Source organism: Mesorhizobium sp. B2-5-4, from assembly GCF_006441095.1.
GTDB classification, from domain to species: domain Bacteria; phylum Pseudomonadota; class Alphaproteobacteria; order Rhizobiales; family Rhizobiaceae; genus Mesorhizobium; species Mesorhizobium salmacidum.
Genome location: NZ_VFUR01000011.1, coordinates 31,719 through 54,262 on the forward strand (window position 1 = coordinate 31,719; position 22,544 = coordinate 54,262).

Here is a 22,544-nt window from a genome sequence, read left to right on the forward strand (position 1 = left end):
GGTTTCGGGACAGGTGGCATCGACGCTTTGTAAACCGTATCCGCAGGTTGGGTCGAGAGATCGCCTGAAAAACATGTCCGAGGGCTGCCGCTGACCTAGGATGCGGCGCAACCGCCGATGCTCGAGAGGCCCCCGCCCGATATGCTGGATTTCAGTTCGCTCCTCCTCGCAGCCGCGCTGTCGGGCGTCTGTCTCAGTGTCACCATGTTAGCGATCTGGGCCACCGCGCCGCGGGCCAGATTCGTGCTGACGGTGGCATGCGGCATTCTCGTGCTCGTCGCGCATGTGATCCTGTTCTGGCATTATACCAGGGAGCCAGATCCGCTGCTTTGCCAGGTCGCGCTGGCGCTGCTCAGCCTGGGTTTTCTGATTATCTGCATTTCGGCCATGCAATATCTCGGTGTGCCGGACCACAGGCGTGCGATTGCTCCGACATTTGCCGCCATGGCTATCTGTGCGGCCGTGACCTTCATGGGCCTTGACGGTATCGGTTTCGTGATCACCTACGCGACGGTCACCGCGCTGCTCTCGACGATCGGAGCCATGTTCTGGATCAACGGCAGTCATGATCGCCGCATCCTCCTGGTGGTGTCGTTCCTGAGCGGCACCTGTGCGCTGTCGTTTGCCCTCTGCGGCGTGGTTCTGATGACCAAAGGGCAGTGGACGCTCGGCGTCGCGCCCGACAATTGGGCCGAACGCCTCAACTCGGTCGTGGCGGTGGCCTGTATGACCGGCCTCGGCGCATTGACGCTTTCGCTCCATCATTTGCAGGCGCAGATCGAGCTCAAGGCCGAGACCATGACCGACCCGTTGACCGGACTGATGAACCGTCGCGGTCTGACGTCGCTTTATGGCGAGCGCACCTTCGGCCCGTTCATGGCGATCGTCATGTTTGACCTTGATCACTTCAAGCGGACGAACGACATCTATGGACATCCGGTCGGGGATCAGGTCCTTTGCCGCTTCGCCGCCGTCATCAGGAAATATGCCAGGACCGGGGTTGACGCCTTTCGCTTGGGCGGCGAGGAGTTCGCGATCGTCATGTCGAGGATGACGGAAGAGCGCGCCTATGATCTTGCCAGCAAGATCGGCGTCGCCTTCGGCACGGAAATCGTGCCCACCCCGCTCGGTCCCTTGCGCAGCACGGTCAGCGGCGGGATTGGATTCGGCGAAGCCGACGGCAGCACCCTCGACGAGGTGCTGGCCAGGGCCGACTCCATGCTCTATGCCGCCAAGCGTGCGGGGCGAAATTGCGTCATCAGCCGCAAAGGCATGGACAAGGCCGACCCGGTCAAATCGGCCTTGCGCTCCGCGTAGCTATTCGGCCGCACCCAGATAGTCCGACAGCGGCGGGCAGGAGCAGACCAGGTTGCGGTCTCCCGCGACATTGTCGATGCGCGATACCGGCGGCCAGTACTTTGCCGCTGTGTCGGCGTCGCCGGCGGGATAGGCCGCCTCGAGGCGCGAGTAAGGGTGGCTCCATTGACCGGCCAGCGCCTCAGCCGATGTATGCGGGGCGTTGACCAGCGGATTGTCGGCCAAAGGCCATTCGCCTTTGGCCACTTTCGCCGCCTCGCCGGCAATGGCGATCATGGCCTCGCAGAAGCGGTCCAACTCGCGCTTGGGCTCGGACTCGGTCGGTTCGACCATAAGCGTGCCGGCGACCGGAAACGACATGGTCGGCGCATGGAAACCATAGTCGATCAGGCGCTTGGCGATGTCCTCGACGCTGATGCCGGCGCTCTCCTTGAGCACGCGGGTATCGAGAATGCATTCATGGGCGACACGATCGCTCCTGCCCTTGTAAAGCAGCGGGAAGTGCGGCGCGAGCCGCGTCGCCACGTAATTGGCGGACACGATCGCCGTCTCGGTCGCCTGCTTCAGGCCGGAAGCGCCCATCATGCGGATGTACATCCAGGTGATCGGCAGGATGGAAGCGCTGCCGAAGGGAGCGGCTGCCACGGCATGCGCCGAGCCTTCGGTGACATGGCCGGGCAGATGGGGTTTCAGATGCGCCCTGACGCCGATCGGACCAACGCCCGGTCCGCCGCCGCCATGCGGGATGCAGAAGGTCTTGTGCAGGTTCATGTGGCAAACGTCGGCGCCGATGTCGCCGGGACGGGCAAGTCCGACCAGGGCATTGAGGTTGGCGCCGTCGAAATAGACCTGGCCGCCATGCTCATGGATGAGCGCGCAGAGGTGGCGCGCGCCTTCCTCGTAGACCCCATGCGTGGATGGATAGGTGAACATCAGCGCCGCGAGATTCCTGGAATGCTCGTTGGCCTTGGCGCGCATATCGTCCATGTCGATGTTGCCGTCTTCCAGGCAGCGCACGACGACGACGCTCATGCCGGCCATCGCGGCACTCGCCGGATTGGTGCCATGCGCGGAGGAGGGGATCAGGCAGACGGTGCGATGACCCTCACCGCGCGAGCGGTGATAGGCGCGGATGGCGAGCAGCCCGGCATATTCGCCCTGGCTGCCGGCATTGGGCTGCAACGTCACGGCGTCGAAGCCGGTGATCTCCGACAGCCAACCCTCCAGTTCGCCGATCATGGCGCGGTAGCCGGCCGAATGCGCTGATGGCGCGAAGGGATGCAAATTGGCGATTTCCGGCCAGCTCACCGGCATCATTTCCGCCGCGGCGTTGAGCTTCATGGTGCAGGAGCCCAGCGGGATCATGGCGCGGTCGAGCGCCAGGTCCTTGTCGGCCAGCCGGCGCAGGAAACGCATCATCTCGGTTTCCGACTTGTTCTCATGGAAGACCGGCTGGGTCAAAAACTCCTTGCCGCGCGGCTTGCCGGGCACCGTGCTGTCGGCGGAAGAAGCAGCCTTGGCGTCGAACAGAGCCACGATCGCATCGAGGTCGGCATCGGTCGAGGTCTCGTCGAAACTGATGCCGACCTGGTCGGCGTCGAGCACACGCAGCAGCCGGCCGGTCTTTTCGGCGGCGGCGGCGATCCGGGCGGCCTTGCCTTTGACCTCCACCGTCACCGTATCGAAACGGCTGGAGCCGAGCACCGATACACCCGCGGCCTTGAGGCCGCTCGCCAGGCGGTTGGCCAGCGCATGGATGCGCCCGGCGATCGCCTGCAGGCCCGCCGGGCCATGCCAGATGGCGTATGCGGTCGCCATATTGGCAAGCAGCGCCTGCGCGGTGCAGATGTTGGACGTCGCCTTGTCGCGGCGGATGTGCTGTTCGCGTGTCTGCAAGGCGAGGCGATAACCGGGACGGCCCTTGCTGTCGGTCGACTGACCGACCAGGCGGCCGGGCATCAGCCGTGTCAGCTTGTCGGAGACGGCGCAATAGGCGGCGTGTGGGCCGCCAAAGCCCATCGGCACGCCGAAGCGCTGCATCGGGCCGACGGCAATATCGGCGCCGAGTTTCGCCGGCGCGTCGGTCAGCGTCAGGCCAAGCGGGTCGGCGATGAAGACGATAATGGCGCCGGTGGCGCGCGCTTTTTCGATCGCCGCCTTGTGGTCGCCATAGACGCCAAAAGTGTCCGGCCAGGAGACGAGCAGGGCTGCGGTGTTGTCGTCGATCGTCTCGCCGTCGATCTCGATGCCGAGCGGCTCGGCGCGGGTGCGCACCACATCCAGCGTCTGCGGGTGCGGCGTGCCGGCGAGTGCCACCTTGGTGCGCTTGTCGCGGTGGTGGCGTAGCGCGATGCCGACCGCTTCGGCGACCGCTGTCGCCTCGTCGAGCAATGAAGCCGATGCCACCGGCAGGCCGGTCAGTTCCGTGACCAGCGTCTGGAAATTGAACAGCATTTCGAGCCGGCCCTGGCTGATCTCGGCTTGGTAGGGCGTGTAGGCGGTGTACCAGGCCGGATTCTCGAACAGATTGCGCTGGATGACCGGCGGCACGTGGACGCCGTGGTAACCGGCACCGATAAAACTCTTCAGCACGGTATTCCTTGCCATGATCGTCGACAATTCGGCGAGCGCTTCGGCTTCGCTGGCCGGGTCCGGCAGGGCCAGCGGCTGGTCGAGGCGGATCGATCTCGGCACGGCCTGGCTGATCAGCGTCTCGACCGAGGTAACACCGAGGACGGCGAGCATGGCTCTGACGTCGGCAAGGCCGGGCCCGATGTGGCGGGCCGAGAAGGGGTAGGGTGCTGCGGTCATGTCAGTAAATTCCTGATGTCAGGCGATATGGGCTTTGTAGGCGGTCTCATCCATGAGGCTGGCGAGCTGGCTTTCGTCGGCGAGCTTCATCTTCCACAGCCAACCGGCGCCGGTTGCCGCCGAGTTGACCAGCGATGGGTCGGACGACAGCGTGCTGTTGGCCTCGGTGATCTCGCCATCGACCGGCGCGTAGACGTCGGAGGCCGCCTTGACGGATTCGACCACGACGGCGGTATCGCCCTTGGCGAGCTTCTTTCCCGTTTCCGGCAGTTCCACGAAGACGAGATCGCCGAGCTGCTCCTGCGCGTAGTCGGTGATGCCGACCGTGGCGATGCCGCCCTCGACGCTGAGCCATTCGTGATCGGCGGTGAAATAGATCTTTGCCATGGGGGTCTATCCTTTGCGGTAGCGATGAGGAGTGAAGGGCAGGGAACTGACATCGATCGGGATCTTCGTGCCGCGCACGTCGGCGAAGACCCGCGTTCCGGGCTTGGCCAGCGGGGTGGCGACATAGCCCATGGCGACCGGATGGCCGGCCGAGGGGCCGAAGCCGCCCGATGTGACATGGCCGACGGGGTTGCCGTCGGTGTCAAACAGAGAAGCGCCGGCACGCACCGGCTGGCGACCCTGAGGTTTCAGCCCGACGCGCTTTTGCGCCGGGCCTCGTTCCACGACGGCGCGCAAGGCATCGGCGCCGATGAAGGTGCCTGAGGCTCGGATCTCTTTCGGGATTGCCCACATAAGCGCCGCCGCGGCCGGGTCGGTTTCCGGCGTGATGTCTTGACCGTGCAGGCAGAGGCCTGCCTCCAGCCGCAGGCTGTCGCGCGCGGCAAGGCCGATCCAGAGCACACGCTCGTCCTCGAGCAGCTTGGCGACGAGTTCTCTTGCATCGGCCTGCGGCAGGCCGATCTCGAAACCGTCTTCGCCGGTGTAACCGGACCGGCTCATGAACCAGTTCTTTCGCGGCTCGATGCCATGCATGAACAGCAGCGAGCCCGTCTCAAGGCCGGCGCGGGACAGTGCCGCCCAGGCTTCCGGACCCTGGATGGCCAGGAAGACGCGGTCGAGAGGCTCGACCTTTATATCGAAATCGGCTGCCAGCGCGCGCAAATGCTTTTCGTCGGCGACGGCGTTGCCGGCGTTGGCGACCACCATGAACCTCGTATCGCCGAGCCGGGTGACGATCAGATCATCCAGAATGCCGCCCACCTCATTGAGGAAGAAGGTCAGCTTGGATTGCGAAATTTCGAGCGCGCCGGCGTCTAGCGGGCAGGCGCGGTCGAGCAGCGCGATGGCGTCTGGCCCGCTGACCTCGAACAGCTTCATGTGCGAGATGTCGAACAGGCCCGCATGTTCGCGGGTGTGAAGATGCTCCTTCATGACGCCGGCCGGATAGGTCAGCGGCATCGACCAGCCGGCAAAGGCGCCGAAGCGCGCACCGGCCGCTGCATGGATATCTTCGAGGGGAAGGTGTCTATCGTCGCCCGTCATGTTGTCTCCAGAGTCGCACGCAATCGGCCGCGAATGGCGACCAGTCCGTGCCCCTCTGTCTGAAGCCTGAGAGACTCGCGCAGCCGGAACTCTGTCAGCGGCGCTTACACCTTCGGCGCGGGGGCAAGCCCCGACTTTCCAGAGTGTCTTTCCCGTCTACGGTTCTTTTGCCTGAGAGATTTCGGGCGATTTCCCCTTCGGCGGCAGCTCTCGCTGCTCTCTCCCGCAAACAGGTAGGACTCAAACCCTGAGCCCTCGACGCGCCATCCATAGCCCGTCGGCGACACCTTGTCACCTCCCAGCGACATCGTTCTGACAAGTCTTCGCTAACCACGCCGTTTGCCGGTTTTTCAAGATACTCCTGATATAGCAGGCCAATGTGACGCGTTGGGGCGGACGGGGACGACAGATGGGCGAATTGATCATGAGCGCTGCGGTGGCGGGGCTGACTTCGAAGAACCGCATCGCTTCAGAGGATGTCGTGATGCTGCGCCGCGACGTGTTCGCCGACGGGGTGGTGACTCGGGGTGAAGCCGGGGCCTTGTTCGCGCTCGACCAGACGGCTCGGGACAAATGCGCTGAATGGGCACCGTTCTTCGTCGAGGCGGTCACCGACTACATCGTCCATCAGGAAAAGCCCTCGGACTACATTTCGCAGGAGAATGCCGACTGGCTGGTCCGCACGATTTCGCGCGACGGCTTGGTCGACAGCCGGACCGAACTCGAATTGCTGGTCCATGTGCTGGAAGAGGCGAAATCCTCGCCGAGCCGGCTTTGCGTCTATGCGCTGGAGCAGGTCGCCCACGCCGTCGTTGACGGCAAGGGACCGCTGATGCTCGGCGGTGCGCTGGTGCCCGGATTGATCGCCAGGGCCGAAGTCGAGCTTCTGCGCCGCATCCTCCATGCCCATGGCGGCGACGGCAACATCGCCATCACCCGGGCCGAGGCCGAGGTGCTGTTCAGGATCAACGAGTGGACGGCCCAGGCCAACAACGATCCGTCCTGGAATGACCTGTTCGTCAAGGCGATCGCCAATTTCGTCATGTGCTCGGCCGGTTACGAGGCCCCGACCCGCGAGGTGGCACTGCGCCAGGAAACCTTCCTCGATCATGCCGATCCGGAAATCGGCGGTTTTTTCAGCCGCATGGTCTCCGGCGGCCTTGCCGGCATCATAGAGGCCTACCGGTCTCCTGACGACGTAGAGACCGAATGGGAAGCCAAGAACAGGGCAGCCGAGGCGCTGGCCCGTCGGGCCGAGACGATCGATGCTGGTGAAGCCGGATGGCTAATCGAGCATATCGGGGCGGACCGGCCTTTGTACGAGAATGAGCGCGCATTGCTGACCCTGATCAAGCATGCTTCGCCGGAAATCCACCCGGCGCTGAAGCCGTTGCTCGACAAGGTAGCCTAAGCCGCACCGTCCGCTGCTATCGTTCTGCAAAGAATGATATTGAAATGGAGCCGCGACCGCGGTGAGCCTCGTCAATCCACATCAACGTGAGCTCGGACGCGCCCGCCCAGGAATAGCCGGCGGCAACTCCGATCGCGTGTCCCGCATCATCGCGGATGACAAAGGTCAGCCTTCGGTCATCGTCGCGGTCCGTTACACGCCGATTGTCGCGATGGAGACGTTCCTCGAGCGAACTCAATTCGACGGGCGACAGGTCGTGCTCGGCCTGTATGCGGGGACCATCAGATGCCGCCATACCAGTCGTAGCCATTGTCCTCCCAATAGCCGCCGCGGCCACCGCCGACATTGGCGAAGCCGTCGACCAGTTCGATCTTGTAGAGATATTTCGGCATCTTGTAGCCGAGCTGGCGCTCGACGCGGACACGCAGCGGCGCGCCGTTCTCGACCGGCAGCGGCTTGCCGTTCACGCCATAGGCGAGGATCGTTTGCGGATGGCGGGCATCGATCAGGTCGATGGTGCCGTAGTATTTGACGTCGCCCGACAGGCTGCGGTCGATCGTGTCGAGGCAATGGAACATGACATAGCGCGCCTGCGGCTTGACCACCGCCTGGTCGAGCACCAGCGCCAGCGGCGTGCCGGTCCACTTGGCGATGCAACTCCAGCCTTCGACGCAGTCGTGACGGGTGATCTGGGAGCGGCTCGGCATGTTCATCAGTTGCTCGCGGGTAAGCGACAGCGGCTTTTCCACGAGGCCTGAAACCTCCAGACGCCAGTCGGAGAAGTTGTTGGCGAGCAGGTTCTTGTAGGTGTCGTCATCGGGCGCGGTCACGCCGTTCGGCCGTTGCGACTGGCGGATATCTGCCTCGGTGAATTCCGGCGCCAGCGAATTGCCGCCGCCGAGCAACCGCTGTGCCCTGTGGGTCAGGCCGTTGGCATTTTCGAGGAAACTGCGCAGGCCGCTGCCGATGCTGAGCTGACTGTCGAAGGCGTCACAGCCCGACAGCATGACGCCGGAAGCGCCGAGGCTGGCTGCGGTCAGGAATTTCCGGCGGCTGATCTGAAATTTCGTCATTTCAGGCACTCCTCTCGGGCGTTTTGTCGTCATGCACGGGAGGATCGGTGCGGTACCAGCCGGTGATGATCGAACGCAGTTCGTTGATTGGCCCGGCGGCCACAATCATCAGGATGTGAATGATGAAGAAGGCGACCAGCAGAACCATGACGGTGAAATGGATGGTGCGGGCGGTCTGCCGTCCGCCGAGCAATTCATTGAGGAACGGCAGCACCGAATTCATGCTCGGCGACATGGCGAGGCCGGTGATGATCATCAGCGGCAAGAGCACGAACATAACGCCGCCATAGGCCATTTTCTGCAGCGTGTTGTATTCGCGCGTGTGGTGGAATTTCAGCCTGGCGTGATTGGCGATGTCCCGCGGCAAGCGTTTGAGGTCATCCAGGCGCGGCGCCAGATCGCGGCGGATGTGGCCGTTGATCAGGCTGGCGACCAGCCAGACGATCAATGTCGTCGTCAGTATCCAGGCAAAGAAGAAATGGATAACGCGGGCGGTGCCGAGATCATAGTAGGAGGGGATCGTCGCCCAGGATGGGAAACCGCGCGCCGTCTCGTTACCTGCCGGACCCGACCAGCCGAGTACGCCTGTCGTGTCGAAACGGTGCCCGAAGATTTCGGTGTAACCGCGCGGCCCGGCATTGGTGTTTTCGGCGCCTATGGCGAAAACGGTGTTGTTGTAGGCGAAGCCGGATTGCTTGCCGATGTAGAGCTGAGGCCGGGCATTGAAAATCTGCAGGCCGGAAAGCAGCATGAAAAACAAGGAGATGGCCCAGAGCCAGTGTGTCAGCCGCGTCCAGCTCGACTGCCGGTAGATCAATGGTTTCTCTTTTGAAGCGGGGAGACCCGGTCCAATTTCGGATTGGCTTCTGGCAACCGATTCCATCTTGTCTGGTCTCCCGGCCTTGCGGCTTGTCCTACGTGTTCATTGTCCTCTTGATACGTCGCGATCCAAACCGATGTTTCATCCGATCACGGATTTATTACGGACGGACCGCCCAGGCTGACGGCGAGATTGACGGCCGCGGCGACGATGACCGTGTTGAAGAAGAACGACAGGATCGAGTGGACAAGCACGACACAACGCATATGCGTCGTCGAGATGTTGGTGTCGGCGGTCTGTGCCGTCATGCCGATGACGGTCGAGAAGTAGAGGAAATCCCAGCCCTCCGGGCGTCTGTCGCCCGGGAACAGCAGGCCACCGACCGGGATCTTCTTGTTGGTGCCGATGTCGACCGCGTCGCCGTCCATCCAGTAGACATGGGCATAATGGAGCGCCGCCATGGCATGGATGGTAAACCAGCCGAGCGGGATCGACAGCAGTGCGAATCCGAGTTCGATCGGGTGATCCCCATCCTTCCGATTGATCAGCAGGAACAGCGAGATAAGCGCAACGCCGACAACAGTGAGGGTCACCGCGAAGATGACCAGAACCGGCTGGTCGGTGGCGCGTGCGTTCTTGCTGAGATATTTGCCGGTGAACTTGGGCATCTGACTGACGACAAGAACGACGTAAGCAGCAAAAAATGCGTTGGCGCCGATCGAATAGGCGAGCGGGGCGTGCAGGAGCAACGCCACAAGCAGCGCAAACGCACCGATACAGGCCGACACCGCGAACAGCATATGGCGCTGCATCGGTTTCTCGATCGGGGTTTCGGCGGCCATGGCGGTCTCCACCTGGATGGCGCGTGGTTGCTACTCCGGTGTGACGGATTTCAGCGCCCGCCGCAAGATACGGTCGAGTTCGCCGAGAAACCGGGAGCGATCCTGCGGCGCGAAGCTGGCATTGTAGCCCTTGCTCTCGCCAGTCTCGCGCAGGTGCTGCTTGAGGTCGCGCATCGCCACCGCCATGCCGATCGTCTCGGGCGTGAATGGCCGCCCGGTCGGTCCCAGCACATGGGCGCCGAGCGCCACCGTACGTGCGGCAAGCGGAATGTCCGCCGTCACCACGATGTCGTTGGGCTTGGCGTTCTCGACGATCCAGTCATCGGCGGCGTCGGCGCTCTTGGAGACCACGACATTGCGGATCATCGGGTCGCGCGACGGACGCAGGCCCCCATTGGAGACGTAAGTGACGACGACGCCAAGGCGTTCGGCGACCTTTTCTACCTCGGCCTTGACCGGGCAAGCGTCGGCGTCGACGTAGATGGCGGGTGAGGGCATTGTCTCTCCAGAAACGAGCAGGGGCCGGAAATGTATCCGGCCCCTGCCTGAAAATCTTATGGTGATCAGGCCGGCAAGGCGCCGGACTTCTTCGCCGTCCAGGTGGCAATGTAATCCATCAGGCCAGGGTTGAGGCAATCGTAGGGCTCCAGGCCGATTGTCTTCAGCCTGCCGCGAATGCCGTCCATGCGGCTCGGGTCGACACCCGATTCGATGATCGACGAGACAAAGGCGGTGAAGCCTGGAGGCGACCAGCCGTCTTCCTCGAAGCGCTCGGGGTGAATGAAGGACAGGCCCTTGAACGGATGATCGCGCTCGACCGGTCCATGCATGTGGACGCCGCATTGGGTGCAGGCATGACGTTGGATCAGCGCTGAGGGGTCGACCACCTTCAGCTTGTCGCCGTTCTCGGTGACCGTGACATCGCCGGTACCGGCAACCGCTACCACCGAGAATATAGCGCCTTCGGGCTTCCAGCATTTGGTGCAGCCGCAGGCGTGGTTGTGGGCGATCTGGCCCTTGACCTTCACCTTGACCGGCTTGCTGGTGCAGGCGCAGACCAGCGTGCCGCCGGCAAAGCTCGCGCTTTCCCTGGGCAGCCCATTGTCGATTTTCGGATGCAGTTTCTCCGCCATTTTTTCTTTCCTCCCATGTTTCACCACAGGGGTCGCTGGCCGGATGGCCGGCGGCGTGTGGCCGTCTTCAGTAAACCACGACACTCCGGATCGACTTGCCCTCATGCATGAGGTCGAATCCCCTGTTGATGTCCTCGAGCTTCAGCGTGTGGGTGATCATCGGGTCGATCTGGATCTTGCCGTCCATGTACCAGTCGACGATCCTGGGCACGTCGGTGCGGCCGCGTGCGCCGCCGAAGGCGGTGCCCATCCAGCTGCGACCGGTGACCAACTGGAACGGCCGTGTCGAAATCTCCTGGCCGGCGCCGGCGACGCCGATGACGACCGACTTGCCCCAACCGCGATGCGAAGCTTCCAGCGCCTGGCGCATCACCTTGGTGTTGCCGGTGCAGTCGAACGTGTAGTCGGCGCCGCCGATCTGGTCGGCACCGCGCTTGGTCATGTTGACGAGGTGAGGGACGATGTCGCCGTCGATCTCCTTCGGATTGACGAAATGCGTCATGCCGAATCGCTCGCCCCATTCCTTCTTGTCGTTGTTCAGGTCGACACCGATGATCATGTCGGCGCCGGCAAGCTTCAGGCCCTGGATGACATTGAGGCCGATACCGCCGAGGCCGAAGACCACTGATGTCGCACCTTGCTCTACCTTGGCGGTGTTGATGACCGCACCGATGCCGGTGGTGACGCCGCAGCCGATGTAGCAGATCTTGTCGAAAGGCGCGTCCGGATTGACCTTCGCGACCGCGATCTCCGGCAGCACGGTGAAGTTGGAGAAGGTCGAGCAGCCCATGTAATGAAAGATCTTGTCCTTGCCGATCGAGAAGCGCGACGTGCCGTCCGGCATCAGGCCCTGGCCTTGCGTGGCACGGATAGCGGTGCACAGGTTCGTCTTGCGCGACAGGCAGGACGGACACTGCCGGCATTCCGGCGTGTAGAGCGGGATGACGTGGTCGCCCTTCTTGACCGAGGTGACGCCCTTGCCGACATCGACCACGACGCCGGCGCCCTCATGGCCGAGAATGGCCGGGAAGATGCCTTCGGGATCGGCGCCCGACAGCGTGAACTCGTCTGTGTGGCAGATGCCGGTCGCCTTGATCTCGACCAGCACCTCGCCCTCGCGCGGTCCCTCGAGGTCGACCTCCATGATCTCCAGCGGCTTTCCGGCGGCGACAGCAACAGCGGCGCGGGTTTTCATCGGGCATTCCTCCAAAGGCGGTTTTTGCGCAGGCTTTCAGGTTTTGGCCCGCTCTTCAACAGTCAGATGAGACGAAATCGCGGCTTTGTTGGCGCAGATAGCACACCGCTCGACAACCAGCCCGGCTCGGCAGGGAGCGCGACGGCGCGTCGGGAGGGGCGCCCGTCATGTCGTCCACCGCGGTACTTGAGACCTGGCGACATAGTCCATAGAACTGAACCGTCTGCCGGAGGGGAATTCTACCCGCATGTTCACCAAGATCCTGATCGCCAATCGTGGCGAGATCGCCTGCCGCGTCATCAGGACGGCGCGCAAGATGGGCATCGCCACGGTCGCCGTCTATTCCGATGCCGATCGCGATGCCGTGCATGTCGAAATGGCCGACGAGGCGGTGCATATCGGGCCGTCGCCCGCCGCGCAGAGTTATCTCGTTCCTGAAAAGATCATCGCCGCCTGCAAGGCGACCGGCGCCCAGGCCGTACATCCGGGCTATGGCTTCCTGTCCGAGCGAGCCGCGTTCTGCGAAGCACTGGAAGCGGAAGGCGTCGTCTTCATCGGCCCGAAGCCCAAGGCGATCAAGGCGATGGGCGACAAGATCGAATCGAAGAAGTTCGCCAACGCCGCTGAGGTTTCGACGGTTCCGGGCTGGCTTGGCATCATCGAAAATGCCGACCATGCCGAAAAGATCGCCGGCGAAATCGGCTATCCCGTGATGATCAAGGCCTCGGCCGGTGGTGGCGGCAAAGGCATGCGCATCGCCTGGGATAGGTCGGAAGTGCGCGACGGGTTTGACCGGGCGCGCTCGGAAGCCAAGAGTTCCTTCGGCGACGATCGCGTCTTCATCGAAAAGTTCGTCGTCGACCCGCGTCATATCGAGATCCAGGTGCTGGCCGACGCGCACGGCAATGCGCTCTATCTCGGCGAACGCGAATGCTCGATCCAGCGCCGCAACCAGAAGGTGGCGGAAGAGGCGCCGTCGCCATTCCTCGATGCCGAGACGCGCAAGGCGATGGGCGAGCAGTCGGTGGCGCTGGCCAGGGCCGTCGATTACCAGAGCGCCGGCACCGTCGAATTCATCGTGGACAAGGACAAGAACTTCTATTTCCTTGAAATGAATACACGATTGCAGGTCGAACATCCGGTGACCGAGCTCGTCACCGGCATCGATCTGGTCGAGCAGATGATCCGCGTCGCCGCCGGCGAGAAACTCGCCATCAAGCAGAGTGACGTGAAGCTGAATGGTTGGGCGGTGGAAAGCCGGCTCTACGCCGAGGATCCCTATCGCAATTTCCTGCCGTCGATCGGCCGGCTGACGCGCTACCGGCCGCCGGAGGAAGGACAGTTCGGCGACATCGTCATCCGCAACGACACCGGTGTCACCGAAGGCTCGGAAATCTCGATGTTCTACGATCCGATGCTCGCCAAGCTGTGCACCTGGGCGCCGACGCGGCTCGAGGCCATAGATGCCATGTCGGAAGCGCTGGACAGCTTTGTCGTCGACGGTATCGAGCACAACATACCGTTCCTGGCGGCTCTGATGCAGCATCCGCGCTGGCGGCAAGGGGAGATATCGACCGGCTTCATCGCGGAGGAATATCCCGACGGTTTTGCCCCCGTCGTGCCAAACAGCGAGGAACGGGCCGTTCTGGCATCGATCGTCACCGCGGTGGAACTGCTGCGCCGCGACCGTCTCGACCGGCTGGGCGGGCGGCTGGCGCCGCATTCGGGAGCGCTCAAGCGCGATTGGGTGGTGAAGATCGGCGAAGATTATCTGCCGGTTTCTATCATTGAAGGCATGATTTCCATCCCGATGGAAATCGACCTGTCCATCGATGGCTGCAAGGCACTGACCGTTTCGTCCGACTGGCGGCCGGGTGACCTCATCTGGCGCGGCACGGTCGGCAAGCGCAGGGTTGCGGCCCAGATCCGGCCTGTCGCCAATGGCCTTCGCATCGCCTGGAAAGGCATGTCGGTGACCGCGCGCGCCATGCTGCCGCGCACCGCCGAATTGGAACGGCTGATGCCGGACAAAGTGGCGCCGGATACGTCGAAACTTCTGCTCTGCCCGATGCCGGGGCTTGTCGTGTCGATAGCCGTTGCCGAAGGCCAGGAGGTCAAGGCCGGCGAGACCTTGGCCGTGGTCGAGGCAATGAAGATGGAAAACGTGCTGCGCGCCGAGCGCGATCTGGTCGTGGCGAAACTCAACGCCAAGCCCGGCGATAGCCTGGCTGTCGACGCTGTGATCATGGAGTTCGCCTGAGCGGCTGGAAGCCTGTGGTCAGTAGTCGTTTGTGCTGGACTGGTATCGCCCGGTCCCGGACGATATATCTCCATCGACTCAAGTCTTACGGACAGCGCGACAAACCATGGCGGATGACAGACTTCCACGCGATCCCCTGAAGCGCGAAGCCGCGATCGCGGCCGCGCGGCCGGAGGTGCCGGCGCGGCCGTTCGTCCATTTGCGCGTGCACTCGGCCTATTCGCTGCTGGAGGGCGCGCTTCAGCTTGGCAAGATCGTTGGCCACGCGGTGAAAGACGAGGCGCCGGCCATCGCCGTCACCGACACCAACAATCTGTTTGGTGCGCTGGAATTCGCGCAAAAGGCGGTGAAGGACGGCATCCAGCCGATCATCGGCTGCCAGATCGCGCTCGCCTTCTCGGGCGAGAACAGCGATGGCCAGCGGGACCGCCGTAGGCAAGGCCCCGATATGCGGCCGGTCGTGCTGCTCGCGGCCACTGAAGCCGGCTATTCCAATCTCGTCCGGCTGGTCAGCCGCGTTTATCTCGAAACGCCGCCCGGCGAAGCGGTGCACCTGACCACCGAAATGATGGACGGCCAATGTGACGGCCTGATTTGTCTCAGTGGCGGGCCGCGCGGCCCGATCGGCATAGCCCTGAAGGAAGATCGCCGCGATCTTGCCGAGGCGCGACTAGTCACTCTCAAGACGATGTTCGGCGACCGCCTCTATGTCGAGCTGGACCGGGTTTCAGGCTACGACCGGATGATCGAGAAATCTTCGGTCGATCTCGCCTATTCCCATGAATTGCCGCTGGTTGCCACCAACGAGGCCTTCTTCTCTTCGCGCGATGAGTATGAGGCGCATGATGCGTTGATCGCCATAGCCGAGGGTTCGGTCGTCGCCGTCGACACCCGCCGCCGGCTGTCGCCGGACAATTTCCTGCGCAGCCAGGCCGACATGGCGAAATTGTTCGCCGACCTGCCGGAAGCGATCGACAACACGGTCGAGATCGCGTTGCGCTGCTCCTATTATCCGAAAACGCGCAGCCCGATCCTGCCGCGTTTCACCGGCGGCGATGCCTCCGACAAAGACGCGGCCGAAAAGGCCGAGGCCGAGGAGCTGGCCCGCCAGGCGCGCGAAGGGCTCGATGCACGGCTTGCCCTGCACGGACCTACACCGGGCTACACGGTCGAGCAGTATCGTGAGCGGCTCGAATTCGAGCTTGGTATCATCGAGAAGATGAAATTCCCCGGCTACTTCCTGATCGTTGCCGACTTCATCAAATGGGCCAAGGCGCAAGGCATTCCGGTCGGGCCGGGGCGTGGTTCGGGCGCCGGGTCGCTGGTCGCCTATTCGACGACCATCACCGACATCGATCCGCTGCGTTTCTCGCTTCTGTTCGAACGCTTTCTCAACCCGGATCGCGTGTCGATGCCCGACTTCGACATCGACTTCTGCCAGGATCGTCGCGAAGAGGTGATCCGCTACGTCCAGCAGAAATATGGCCGCGACCAGGTCGGCCAGATCATCACCTTCGGTACGCTGCAGGCGCGCGCCGTGCTGCGCGACGTCGGCCGCGTGCTGCAGATGCCCTATGGCCAGGTCGACAAGCTGTCGAAAATGGTGCCGCAGAACCCGGCCAATCCGGTCAAACTCGCCGACGCCATCGCCAACGAGCCACGCTTTGCCGAGGAGGCCGAGAAGGAGCCGATCGTCCAGACACTGCTGGACATGGCGCAAAAGCTGGAGGGCCTCTACCGCCATGCCTCCACACACGCCGCCGGCATCGTTATTGGCGACCGACCTTTGTCGGAACTGGTGCCGATGTACCGTGATCCGCGCTCGGATATGCCGGTCACTCAGTTCAACATGAAATATGTCGAGCAGGCCGGACTCGTGAAGTTCGACTTCCTCGGCCTGAAGACGCTGACGGTGCTGGAGACGGCGGTGAAGTTGATCCGCCGCCGCGGCATCGACATCGACCTCGCGACGATTCCTCTCGACGATCCCGAGACCTACGCCATGCTGTCGCGCGGCGAGGTGGTTGGCGTGTTCCAGGTGGAAAGTGCTGGCATGCGCAAGGCGCTGATCGGCATGCGGCCGGACTGCATCGAGGACATCATCGCGCTGGTCGCGCTCTACCGGCCGGGCCCGATGGAAAACATCCCGACCTACAACGCCAGAAAGCATGGCGAGGAGGAGATGGCCTCGATCCATCCCAAGATCGACCATCTGGTAAAGGAGACGCAAGGCGTCATCGTCTACCAGGAACAGGTGATGCAGATCGCGCAGGAGCTGTCCGGCTATTCGCTTGGTGAAGCCGACCTTCTGCGCCGCGCCATGGGCAAGAAGATCCGCGCCGAGATGGACAAGCAGCGTGAACGCTTTGTCTCCGGCGCGGTCGAGCGCGGCGTGGCAAAGCCGCAGGCCGACTTCATTTTCGACCTGCTGGCCAAGTTCGCCGACTATGGTTTCAACAAGTCGCACGCCGCCGCCTACGCCGTCGTCTCCTACCAGACCGCCTATCTCAAGGCGCATTATCCGGTCGAGTTCCTGGCGGCGTCGATGACGCTCGACATGGGCAACACCGACAAGCTCGCCGACTTCCGCCAGGATGCGCTGCGCCTCGGCATCGAAGTCCTGGCGCCGTCGGTGATGACGAGTTTCCGTGCCTTCGAGGTCGGCGAGAACCGCATCTATTACTCGATGGCCGCGCTCAAGGGCGTGGGCGATGCCGCCGTGGAGCACATTGTAGCCGTTCGCGGCGAAAAGCCGTTCAAGAGCCTGGCCGATTTCTGCGAGAGGGTCGACCCGAAGATCGTCGGCAAGCGGGTTTTCGAAAGCCTGATCATGGCCGGTGCGCTCGACTGCTTCGGCCACGATCGCGCCCAGATGTTGGCTGGCGTCGAGCGGATGATGGGGCTTGCGTCGCTCGCCCAGCAGAACGCCGTTTCGGGTCAGGCCGATATCTTCGGCGCCTCGCTCGGCGCCCAGTCGCAGGCGCTCAATTTGCCGGCGACCGATCCGTGGCTCGCCGCCGACCGCCTGCACCGCGAATTCCAGGTCGTCGGCTTCTATCTCTCGGCGCATCCGCTCGACGAGTACAAGGCGGCGCTGCAGAAGATGCGGGTGCAGAACTGGGGGGAGTTCTCCGCTGCCGTCAAGCGCGGCGCTTCCGCCGGCCGGCTTGCCGGCACCGTCACCAGCAAGCAGGAGCGCAAGACGCGCACCGGCAACAAGATGGGCGTGGTTGCCTTTTCCGACACCTCCGGCCAGTACGAGGCCGTGTTGTTTTCAGAAGGATTGGCCCAGTATCGCGATCTCCTCGAAGCGGGCCGCTCGGTTGTCATCACTGTCGCGGCGGAGGACAGGCCCGAGGGTGTCAACCTGCGCATCAACTCCGTCCAATCGCTGGAGGACGAAGCAAGCCGCATCCAGAAAGCTCTGCGCATTTTCGTCAGGAACGAGGGGCCTGCCTCGATCATCCAATCCCAGCTAACCCAGCGCGGGGAAAGCCAGGTCAGCATTATCGTGATCAAGGAAGAGGCGCAGGGCGAGGTCGAGATTGCCCTGAATGGCGGCTACCGTGTCTCGCCGCAGATCGCCTCGGCGATGCGCGCCGTGCCGGGCGTGGTCGAAGTGGAGCTGGTGTGATCTGCGCGCTTGCCAGGCGGCAACCCGCGGGCCGGCACCTGCCGCTCATGCCGGCATGAAGGCCAAGGGGACGCGCGCATCGCAGGATCTTTCCGCGACGGCGCGTCTACGCGACATGCTGCGCAGGCTCTATCATGGGCGCTCGCCGGCCGCGTTCCGGTTCCAGCTGGTGGCCGTCATCATCGACCTCGCCATCATCGCCTTTTTCATCGCCACGCCGGTCATCCAGCAGTCGGCCTCGTTTCTGTGGCTGGACTATGCCGTGGCGGCTCTGGTCGCCGCCGATCTGATTGCCAGGCTGCTGGCCTCCAACGACATGCTGCGCCTGATGAAGCAGCCGACCTTCTGGGTGGATGCCTTCATCCTTCTGACGCTGCTGATGCCGGCGGCGCTCGCAAGTCTCGGCTTTCTGCGAATTCTGCGGCTGTGGTCGCTGTCGCGCAGCGGTTCGATCTGGCGGCATTTCGAGATGCGTGGCCTGCGGCCCTGGCGCGAGGCAAGCCACGCGGTCATCAACCTGTTGACCTTTCTCTTTGTCATCACGGGCTTCGTTTACACGTTCTTTTTCCGCAACGGTGCCGGACTGGAAAACTACATCGACGCGCTTTACTTCACCGTCGCGACCGTGACGACAACCGGCTTCGGCGACATCGTGCTGCCGGGCATCGCCGGCAAGCTGACGGCGATCGTGACCATGATCATCGGCATATCGCTGTTCGTCAGGCTGGCGCAGGCGATCTTTCGGCCGGCCAAGGTGTTCTTTCCCTGTCCGCAATGCGGGTTGCGGCGGCATGAGCCGGACGCCGTGCACTGCAAGGCATGCGGCCATGTCCTCAATATTCCAGACGAAGGGAACTGACCGGCAGTGCTATGACGCCGCGACCTCGGCCGGCTTTACAGCTTTGCGCTGCAAGTTGAGCAAATTGCCCATCAGGATCAGCAATGCGCCGCCGGCGGTGAACGCGTCGATCTGCTCCTGATAGAGCAGCCAGCCGATCAATGCCGACAGCGGTACGCGCAGGAAATCCATCGGCGAGATCACGGTCGCGTCGGCATAGGCCAGGGCGCGGGCGAGGCAGAAATGGGACGACATGCCGGTGAAACCGATCAGGATGATCCAAGGCCAGAGTGCAAGCGAAGGGTTGCGCCATTCGTAGAGAGCCGGAACAAGGCCGACCACGGACTGGATGACCAGCATCCAGAAGATGATCCGCACGACGCTGTCCGTGCGCGTCAGCGACTTGACCAGCACCAGCGAAACGCCGAAACAGACCGCCGCGCCCAGCACGACCAGATGGCCCGCATCGGCCGAGCCGACGCCTGGACGCACGACGACGACCACGCCGATCAGCCCAAGCACGATCGCCGCGAGCCGTGGCCGGCTCAGCCTTTCGCCGAGAAACGTGACCGCCAGGATCGCCGTCCAGATCGGCGTGGTGAATTCGATCGAGATCAGCACCGCCAGCGGAATGAGCGTCAACGCGTAGAGCCAGGCAGCCTGGCCGCTATAGTGGACGACATTGCGCGCGATATGGGCCAGCGGCCGCTGCGTGCGCATCGCGGCAAGCCCACCTGTCGCCATCACCAGCGGCAGCAGAATGAAGAAGCCGATGACCGAACGCAGTTCCAGCACCTGGAAGACATTGAGTTCGGCCGTGGTGGCGCGGCCGGCGACGGACATAGCCAGGAACGACGTGATCGACAGCGCCATCCAGAACGCGGCCTTGGGGATCGACGGGGTGGGTGCCATGTCCGCTATGTCGCAGGCCGTGGCTGTCGGAGCAATCGCTAGTCCATGTATTCTTCTGGGCCAGTCGCGGCGAAGGTTTTGGGAGCAGTCATGCTGCGGGCGGAACCCGATACGGCTAGGGGCGTTGAGCCCCCTAGTATCCGTGCTGTGCAAACGCGCATTCCCGTGTCGACAAGGAGGGTTTCATGAGACGATTCGCGCAAGTGGCGCTTGCTGGCTGCCTGGTGATTGCTGCGAGCGCGGCTCATGCCGACGAGACCAAATTTCTCCAGTCGTTCAAGGGCAATTTCGCTGGCAAGGGCACTGTTCAGGTAACCACGGATGTGCCGAACGTCAGTGTTTCCTGCAGCTTCAAGTCGAATGCGACCTCAACCTCGCTGTCGCTCGACGGCAACTGCCGCGGCCTGATCGTGGTGACACGCGCCATCAGCGCTCGTCTGAAGGTCAGCGGCGGCAAATACAGCGGCGTCTATGTGGGATCGCGAACCGGACCGGCGCAGCTGAACGGAAGCCGTTCCGGCAATGCGATAAACCTCGCCATTCGCTGGGCCAAGGAGGTCAATGGCGATCGCACCGCGCAGCTTACCGTACAAAAAAACGGGGCGGACGGCATTGTTTTGACGGTGGTCGACCGTGATCCCCAAACCGGCAAGAGCGTTGTGACCAGCCGCATCGATCTTCGGCGCAGCTGATCGGGTTCAATCTTCAAGCGGCTCCGGTGGATGGGCGTCGCGGCCCTTGCCGAAGGTGTAGCCGGTTTGCACAGCCTTGCGCCCGAACTTGTCGCGCAACGCATCGATGGCGCCTTCGGCCATGGCGCGCTTGCGCGACTGGACATCGACCAGATCCGGCGGGTCGGCCTTGTCGTCATCGGAGAGGTCGCTGACACCGATGCCGAGCAATCGAAATTTCGTTCCGTCCGTCTCCTTGCGAAGAAGTTCCACGCCAGTCGAAAAGATGCGGTCGGCGAGCCGGGTCGGGTCGCCGAGTTGGCGGTTGCGCGTGCGCAGCTTGAAATCCTGGGTCTTCAGCTTCAGCACGACGGTGCGCCCGGCAATGCCTGACTTCTTCAGCCGCGCCGAGACTTTCTCCGAAAGGCCCCTCAGCACGGAGACCAGCTCTTCCAGCGAGGCGATGTCGGTGTCGAAAGTGGTTTCGGCCGATACGCTCTTGGCGTCCTGGTCGGGGTCGACGCGGCGGACATCCTCACCGCGCGAAAGCCGGTAGAGCCGTTCGCCCATCACCCCATAGCGGCGCATCAGTTCGCCGCGTTCCATCTTCTGAAGCTGGCCGATGGTGCGGATGCCATCCTGTTCGAGCGTGGCGTTGAACGCCTTGCCGACACCCCAGATCATGGTCACCGGCTGCGTTGCCAGAAAGCCGACCGCTTCGGCCTCGCCAATGACGGAGAAGCCGCGCGGCTTGCGGAAGTCGGACGCGATCTTGGCGAGGAACTTGCAATAGGACAGGCCTGATGAAACGGTGATGCCGATCTCCTTCTCCACGGCCAGCGCGAAGCGCGCCAGCACCACCGCCGGCGGCAGGCCATGCAGCCGCTCGGTGCCGGCGAGATCGAGGAATGCCTCATCGATCGACAGCGGCTCGACCAGCGGCGTCAAGGCCTGCATCATGGCGCGCACCTCGCGGCCGACGGCCACGTACTTTTCCATGTTGGGCGCGATCACGACCGCCTCGGGGCAGGCCTCGAGCGCTTTGAACATCGGCATGGCGGAGCGCACGCCGCGGATGCGTGCGATATAACAGGCGGTGGAGACGACGCCGCGCTTGCCGCCGCCGATGATCAACGGCTTGTCCTTGAGCGCCGGGTTGTCGCGCTTTTCGATCGCCGCGTAGAACGCATCGCAATCGATATGGGCCAGATGCAGCCGGTAAAGCTCGGGATGGCGGGCAAGGCGAGGGCTGCCGCAGCGTTCGCAGCGGCGCGTTTCATCGCGCTGAAACATCAGGCAGTCACGACAAAAACCGTGATCGGGATTGTTGACAGGAGCCGCCATCGCTGCGAACATATAGAGAACAGAAGCAATGGTACGACAGCGCAAGGCCAGCGACAAGCCTGGCCTGGGGAGAACGCATGAGCACGACGGTAGTGCCGCTGGCGCCTGAGCTCTGGCCTGAGTTCGAGGACCTTTTTGGCAAGCAGGGCGCCTGTTATGGCTGCTGGTGCACGCATTTCCGGCTGGCGCCGGCGGCGCGGCGCGAGAGCAGCCGTGAACGCAACAAGGACCACATCAAGGCGCGCATCGAGGCCGGCCCGCCGCCCGGCCTGCTGTCTTTCGAGGATGGCAAGGCGGTTGGCTGGATGCAGATCGGGCCACGCGCCGACGTGCCCGAATGGAACAACAAGGGCAGGGGCTCGGCGCCGATCGATCCCGCCGACGCTTCCGATCCGGCCGTCTGGGCGATCTCCTGCTTTTTCATCCGCGCCAAGGCGCGCGGCAGGGGCATCACGCACCGCCTCGTCGAAGGCGGCATCGATTTTGCCCGCAGGAACGGCGCGCGGCTTGTCGAGGCCTGCCCGATCGACCTGTCCCGCGATTCGCGTTCGATCGGCCTGTTTGTCGGCTCATCTGGGGTCTTCGAGAAGGCCGGGTTCGAGAGGCTTGTGGAGCGCAAGGCCGGCCGGCCGCTGATGCGGCTGACATTGTAGGAAAACTTCAGCTTGCAGTTGCATAGTATTTTCTACGGCAAAGTGATTTTGCTCATGAGGAAATAAGGGAGCGGGACGAAACTGAGTCCTTTATTCTGCAGCGGTGCCAGATTGCGCGGCTGGTCGACGAACCATTCGC

The 22,544-nt window shown here is 63.2% G+C and carries 18 protein-coding genes and 1 riboswitch; of the genes, 7 read left to right on the forward strand and 11 right to left on the reverse strand.

What is annotated here, in order from left to right:
* Nucleotides 1-117 precede the first annotated feature (117 nt).
* A complete protein-coding gene (locus FJ492_RS15750; RefSeq protein ID WP_246676036.1) occupies nt 118-1,317 on the forward strand; it encodes a GGDEF domain-containing protein in 1,200 nt (399 codons plus the stop codon).
* Here FJ492_RS15750 and gcvP read toward each other — a convergent pair whose 3' ends face one another.
* The 3 genes from gcvP to gcvT are packed head-to-tail and all read right to left on the reverse strand — an operon-like array spanning nt 1,318 to nt 5,619.
* A complete protein-coding gene (gene gcvP, locus FJ492_RS15755) occupies nt 1,318-4,128 on the reverse strand; it encodes an aminomethyl-transferring glycine dehydrogenase (RefSeq protein WP_140770805.1) in 2,811 nt (936 codons plus the stop codon). It lies immediately after the preceding gene.
* A gap of 18 nt (nt 4,129-4,146) precedes the next feature.
* Nucleotides 4,147-4,515 (reverse strand): glycine cleavage system protein GcvH, encoded by a 369-nt coding sequence (gene gcvH / locus FJ492_RS15760; RefSeq protein WP_140752429.1) that lies wholly within the window; start codon nt 4,513-4,515, stop codon nt 4,147-4,149.
* Nucleotides 4,516-4,521: 6 nt separating this feature from the next.
* Nucleotides 4,522-5,619, reverse strand: coding sequence for a glycine cleavage system aminomethyltransferase GcvT (gene gcvT / locus FJ492_RS15765; RefSeq protein WP_140770807.1), 1,098 nt, complete (start codon nt 5,617-5,619; stop codon nt 4,522-4,524).
* A gap of 149 nt (nt 5,620-5,768) precedes the next feature.
* Nucleotides 5,769-5,855: riboswitch (glycine riboswitch) on the reverse strand.
* A 173-nt stretch (nt 5,856-6,028) separates the two neighbouring features.
* On the opposite strand from gcvT, the gene FJ492_RS15770 reads away from it, so the two are divergent.
* On the forward strand, nt 6,029-7,030 hold the full coding sequence (locus FJ492_RS15770; RefSeq protein WP_140770809.1) for a hypothetical protein: 1,002 nt from the start codon (nt 6,029-6,031) through the stop codon (nt 7,028-7,030).
* A 281-nt stretch (nt 7,031-7,311) separates the two neighbouring features.
* On the opposite strand, the gene FJ492_RS15780 is transcribed toward FJ492_RS15770, so the two are convergent.
* The 6 genes from FJ492_RS15780 to FJ492_RS15805 all read right to left on the reverse strand — a co-directional run bounded on the left by FJ492_RS15780 (nt 7,312) and on the right by FJ492_RS15805 (nt 12,093).
* Nucleotides 7,312-8,103 carry a molybdopterin-binding protein gene (locus FJ492_RS15780; RefSeq protein WP_140770813.1) on the reverse strand — a complete coding sequence of 264 codons (792 nt, stop codon included), beginning with the start codon at nt 8,101-8,103 and terminating at the stop codon, nt 7,312-7,314.
* 1 nt (nt 8,104) lies between these two features.
* Nucleotides 8,105-8,986: a cytochrome b/b6 domain-containing protein gene (locus FJ492_RS15785; protein ID WP_140770815.1), complete on the reverse strand. Its 882-nt coding sequence runs from the start codon at nt 8,984-8,986 to the stop codon at nt 8,105-8,107.
* Nucleotides 8,987-9,072: 86 nt separating this feature from the next.
* On the reverse strand, nt 9,073-9,765 hold the full coding sequence (locus FJ492_RS15790) for a DUF1345 domain-containing protein (RefSeq protein ID WP_140770817.1): 693 nt from the start codon (nt 9,763-9,765) through the stop codon (nt 9,073-9,075).
* A 30-nt stretch (nt 9,766-9,795) separates the two neighbouring features.
* Entirely contained in the window at nt 9,796-10,263 is a 468-nt protein-coding gene (locus FJ492_RS15795; protein ID WP_140503563.1) for a YaiI/YqxD family protein, read from the reverse strand.
* Nucleotides 10,264-10,328: 65 nt separating this feature from the next.
* On the reverse strand, nt 10,329-10,898 hold the full coding sequence (gene gfa, locus FJ492_RS15800) for an S-(hydroxymethyl)glutathione synthase (RefSeq protein ID WP_027144994.1): 570 nt from the start codon (nt 10,896-10,898) through the stop codon (nt 10,329-10,331).
* 67 nt (nt 10,899-10,965) lie between these two features.
* Complete coding sequence (locus FJ492_RS15805; RefSeq protein WP_140770819.1) at nt 10,966-12,093, reverse strand: S-(hydroxymethyl)glutathione dehydrogenase/class III alcohol dehydrogenase; 1,128 nt, start codon at nt 12,091-12,093, stop codon at nt 10,966-10,968.
* 247 nt (nt 12,094-12,340) lie between these two features.
* Here FJ492_RS15805 and FJ492_RS15810 point away from each other — a divergent pair, with 247 nt between their 5' ends.
* The 3 genes from FJ492_RS15810 to FJ492_RS15820 all read left to right on the forward strand — a co-directional run bounded on the left by FJ492_RS15810 (nt 12,341) and on the right by FJ492_RS15820 (nt 18,846).
* Nucleotides 12,341-14,353, forward strand: a complete 2,013-nt coding sequence (locus tag FJ492_RS15810; protein ID WP_140770821.1) for an acetyl/propionyl/methylcrotonyl-CoA carboxylase subunit alpha — start codon at nt 12,341-12,343, stop codon at nt 14,351-14,353.
* Nucleotides 14,354-14,459: 106 nt separating this feature from the next.
* Nucleotides 14,460-17,987, forward strand: coding sequence for a DNA polymerase III subunit alpha (gene dnaE / locus FJ492_RS15815; protein WP_140770823.1), 3,528 nt, complete (start codon nt 14,460-14,462; stop codon nt 17,985-17,987).
* Between the two features lie 55 nt (nt 17,988-18,042).
* A complete protein-coding gene (locus tag FJ492_RS15820; protein WP_140750064.1) occupies nt 18,043-18,846 on the forward strand; it encodes a potassium channel family protein in 804 nt (267 codons plus the stop codon).
* Between the two features lie 9 nt (nt 18,847-18,855).
* Here FJ492_RS15820 and FJ492_RS15825 read toward each other — a convergent pair whose 3' ends face one another.
* Nucleotides 18,856-19,737, reverse strand: coding sequence for a DMT family transporter (locus tag FJ492_RS15825; RefSeq protein WP_140750066.1), 882 nt, complete (start codon nt 19,735-19,737; stop codon nt 18,856-18,858).
* A gap of 185 nt (nt 19,738-19,922) precedes the next feature.
* Here FJ492_RS15825 and FJ492_RS15830 point away from each other — a divergent pair, with 185 nt between their 5' ends.
* Complete coding sequence (locus FJ492_RS15830; RefSeq protein ID WP_140503573.1) at nt 19,923-20,429, forward strand: hypothetical protein; 507 nt, start codon at nt 19,923-19,925, stop codon at nt 20,427-20,429.
* A 6-nt stretch (nt 20,430-20,435) separates the two neighbouring features.
* Here the strand turns inward: FJ492_RS15830 and FJ492_RS15835 are convergent, their stop codons facing one another.
* The gene (locus FJ492_RS15835; RefSeq protein WP_140711833.1) at nt 20,436-21,764 is read right to left on the reverse strand and encodes a DNA polymerase IV; all 1,329 of its coding nucleotides are present in this window, start codon (nt 21,762-21,764) and stop codon (nt 20,436-20,438) included.
* Nucleotides 21,765-21,829: 65 nt separating this feature from the next.
* On the opposite strand from FJ492_RS15835, the gene FJ492_RS15840 reads away from it, so the two are divergent.
* Nucleotides 21,830-22,405: a GNAT family N-acetyltransferase gene (locus tag FJ492_RS15840; protein WP_140503576.1), complete on the forward strand. Its 576-nt coding sequence runs from the start codon at nt 21,830-21,832 to the stop codon at nt 22,403-22,405.
* The last annotated feature ends 139 nt before the right edge of the window (nt 22,406-22,544 follow it).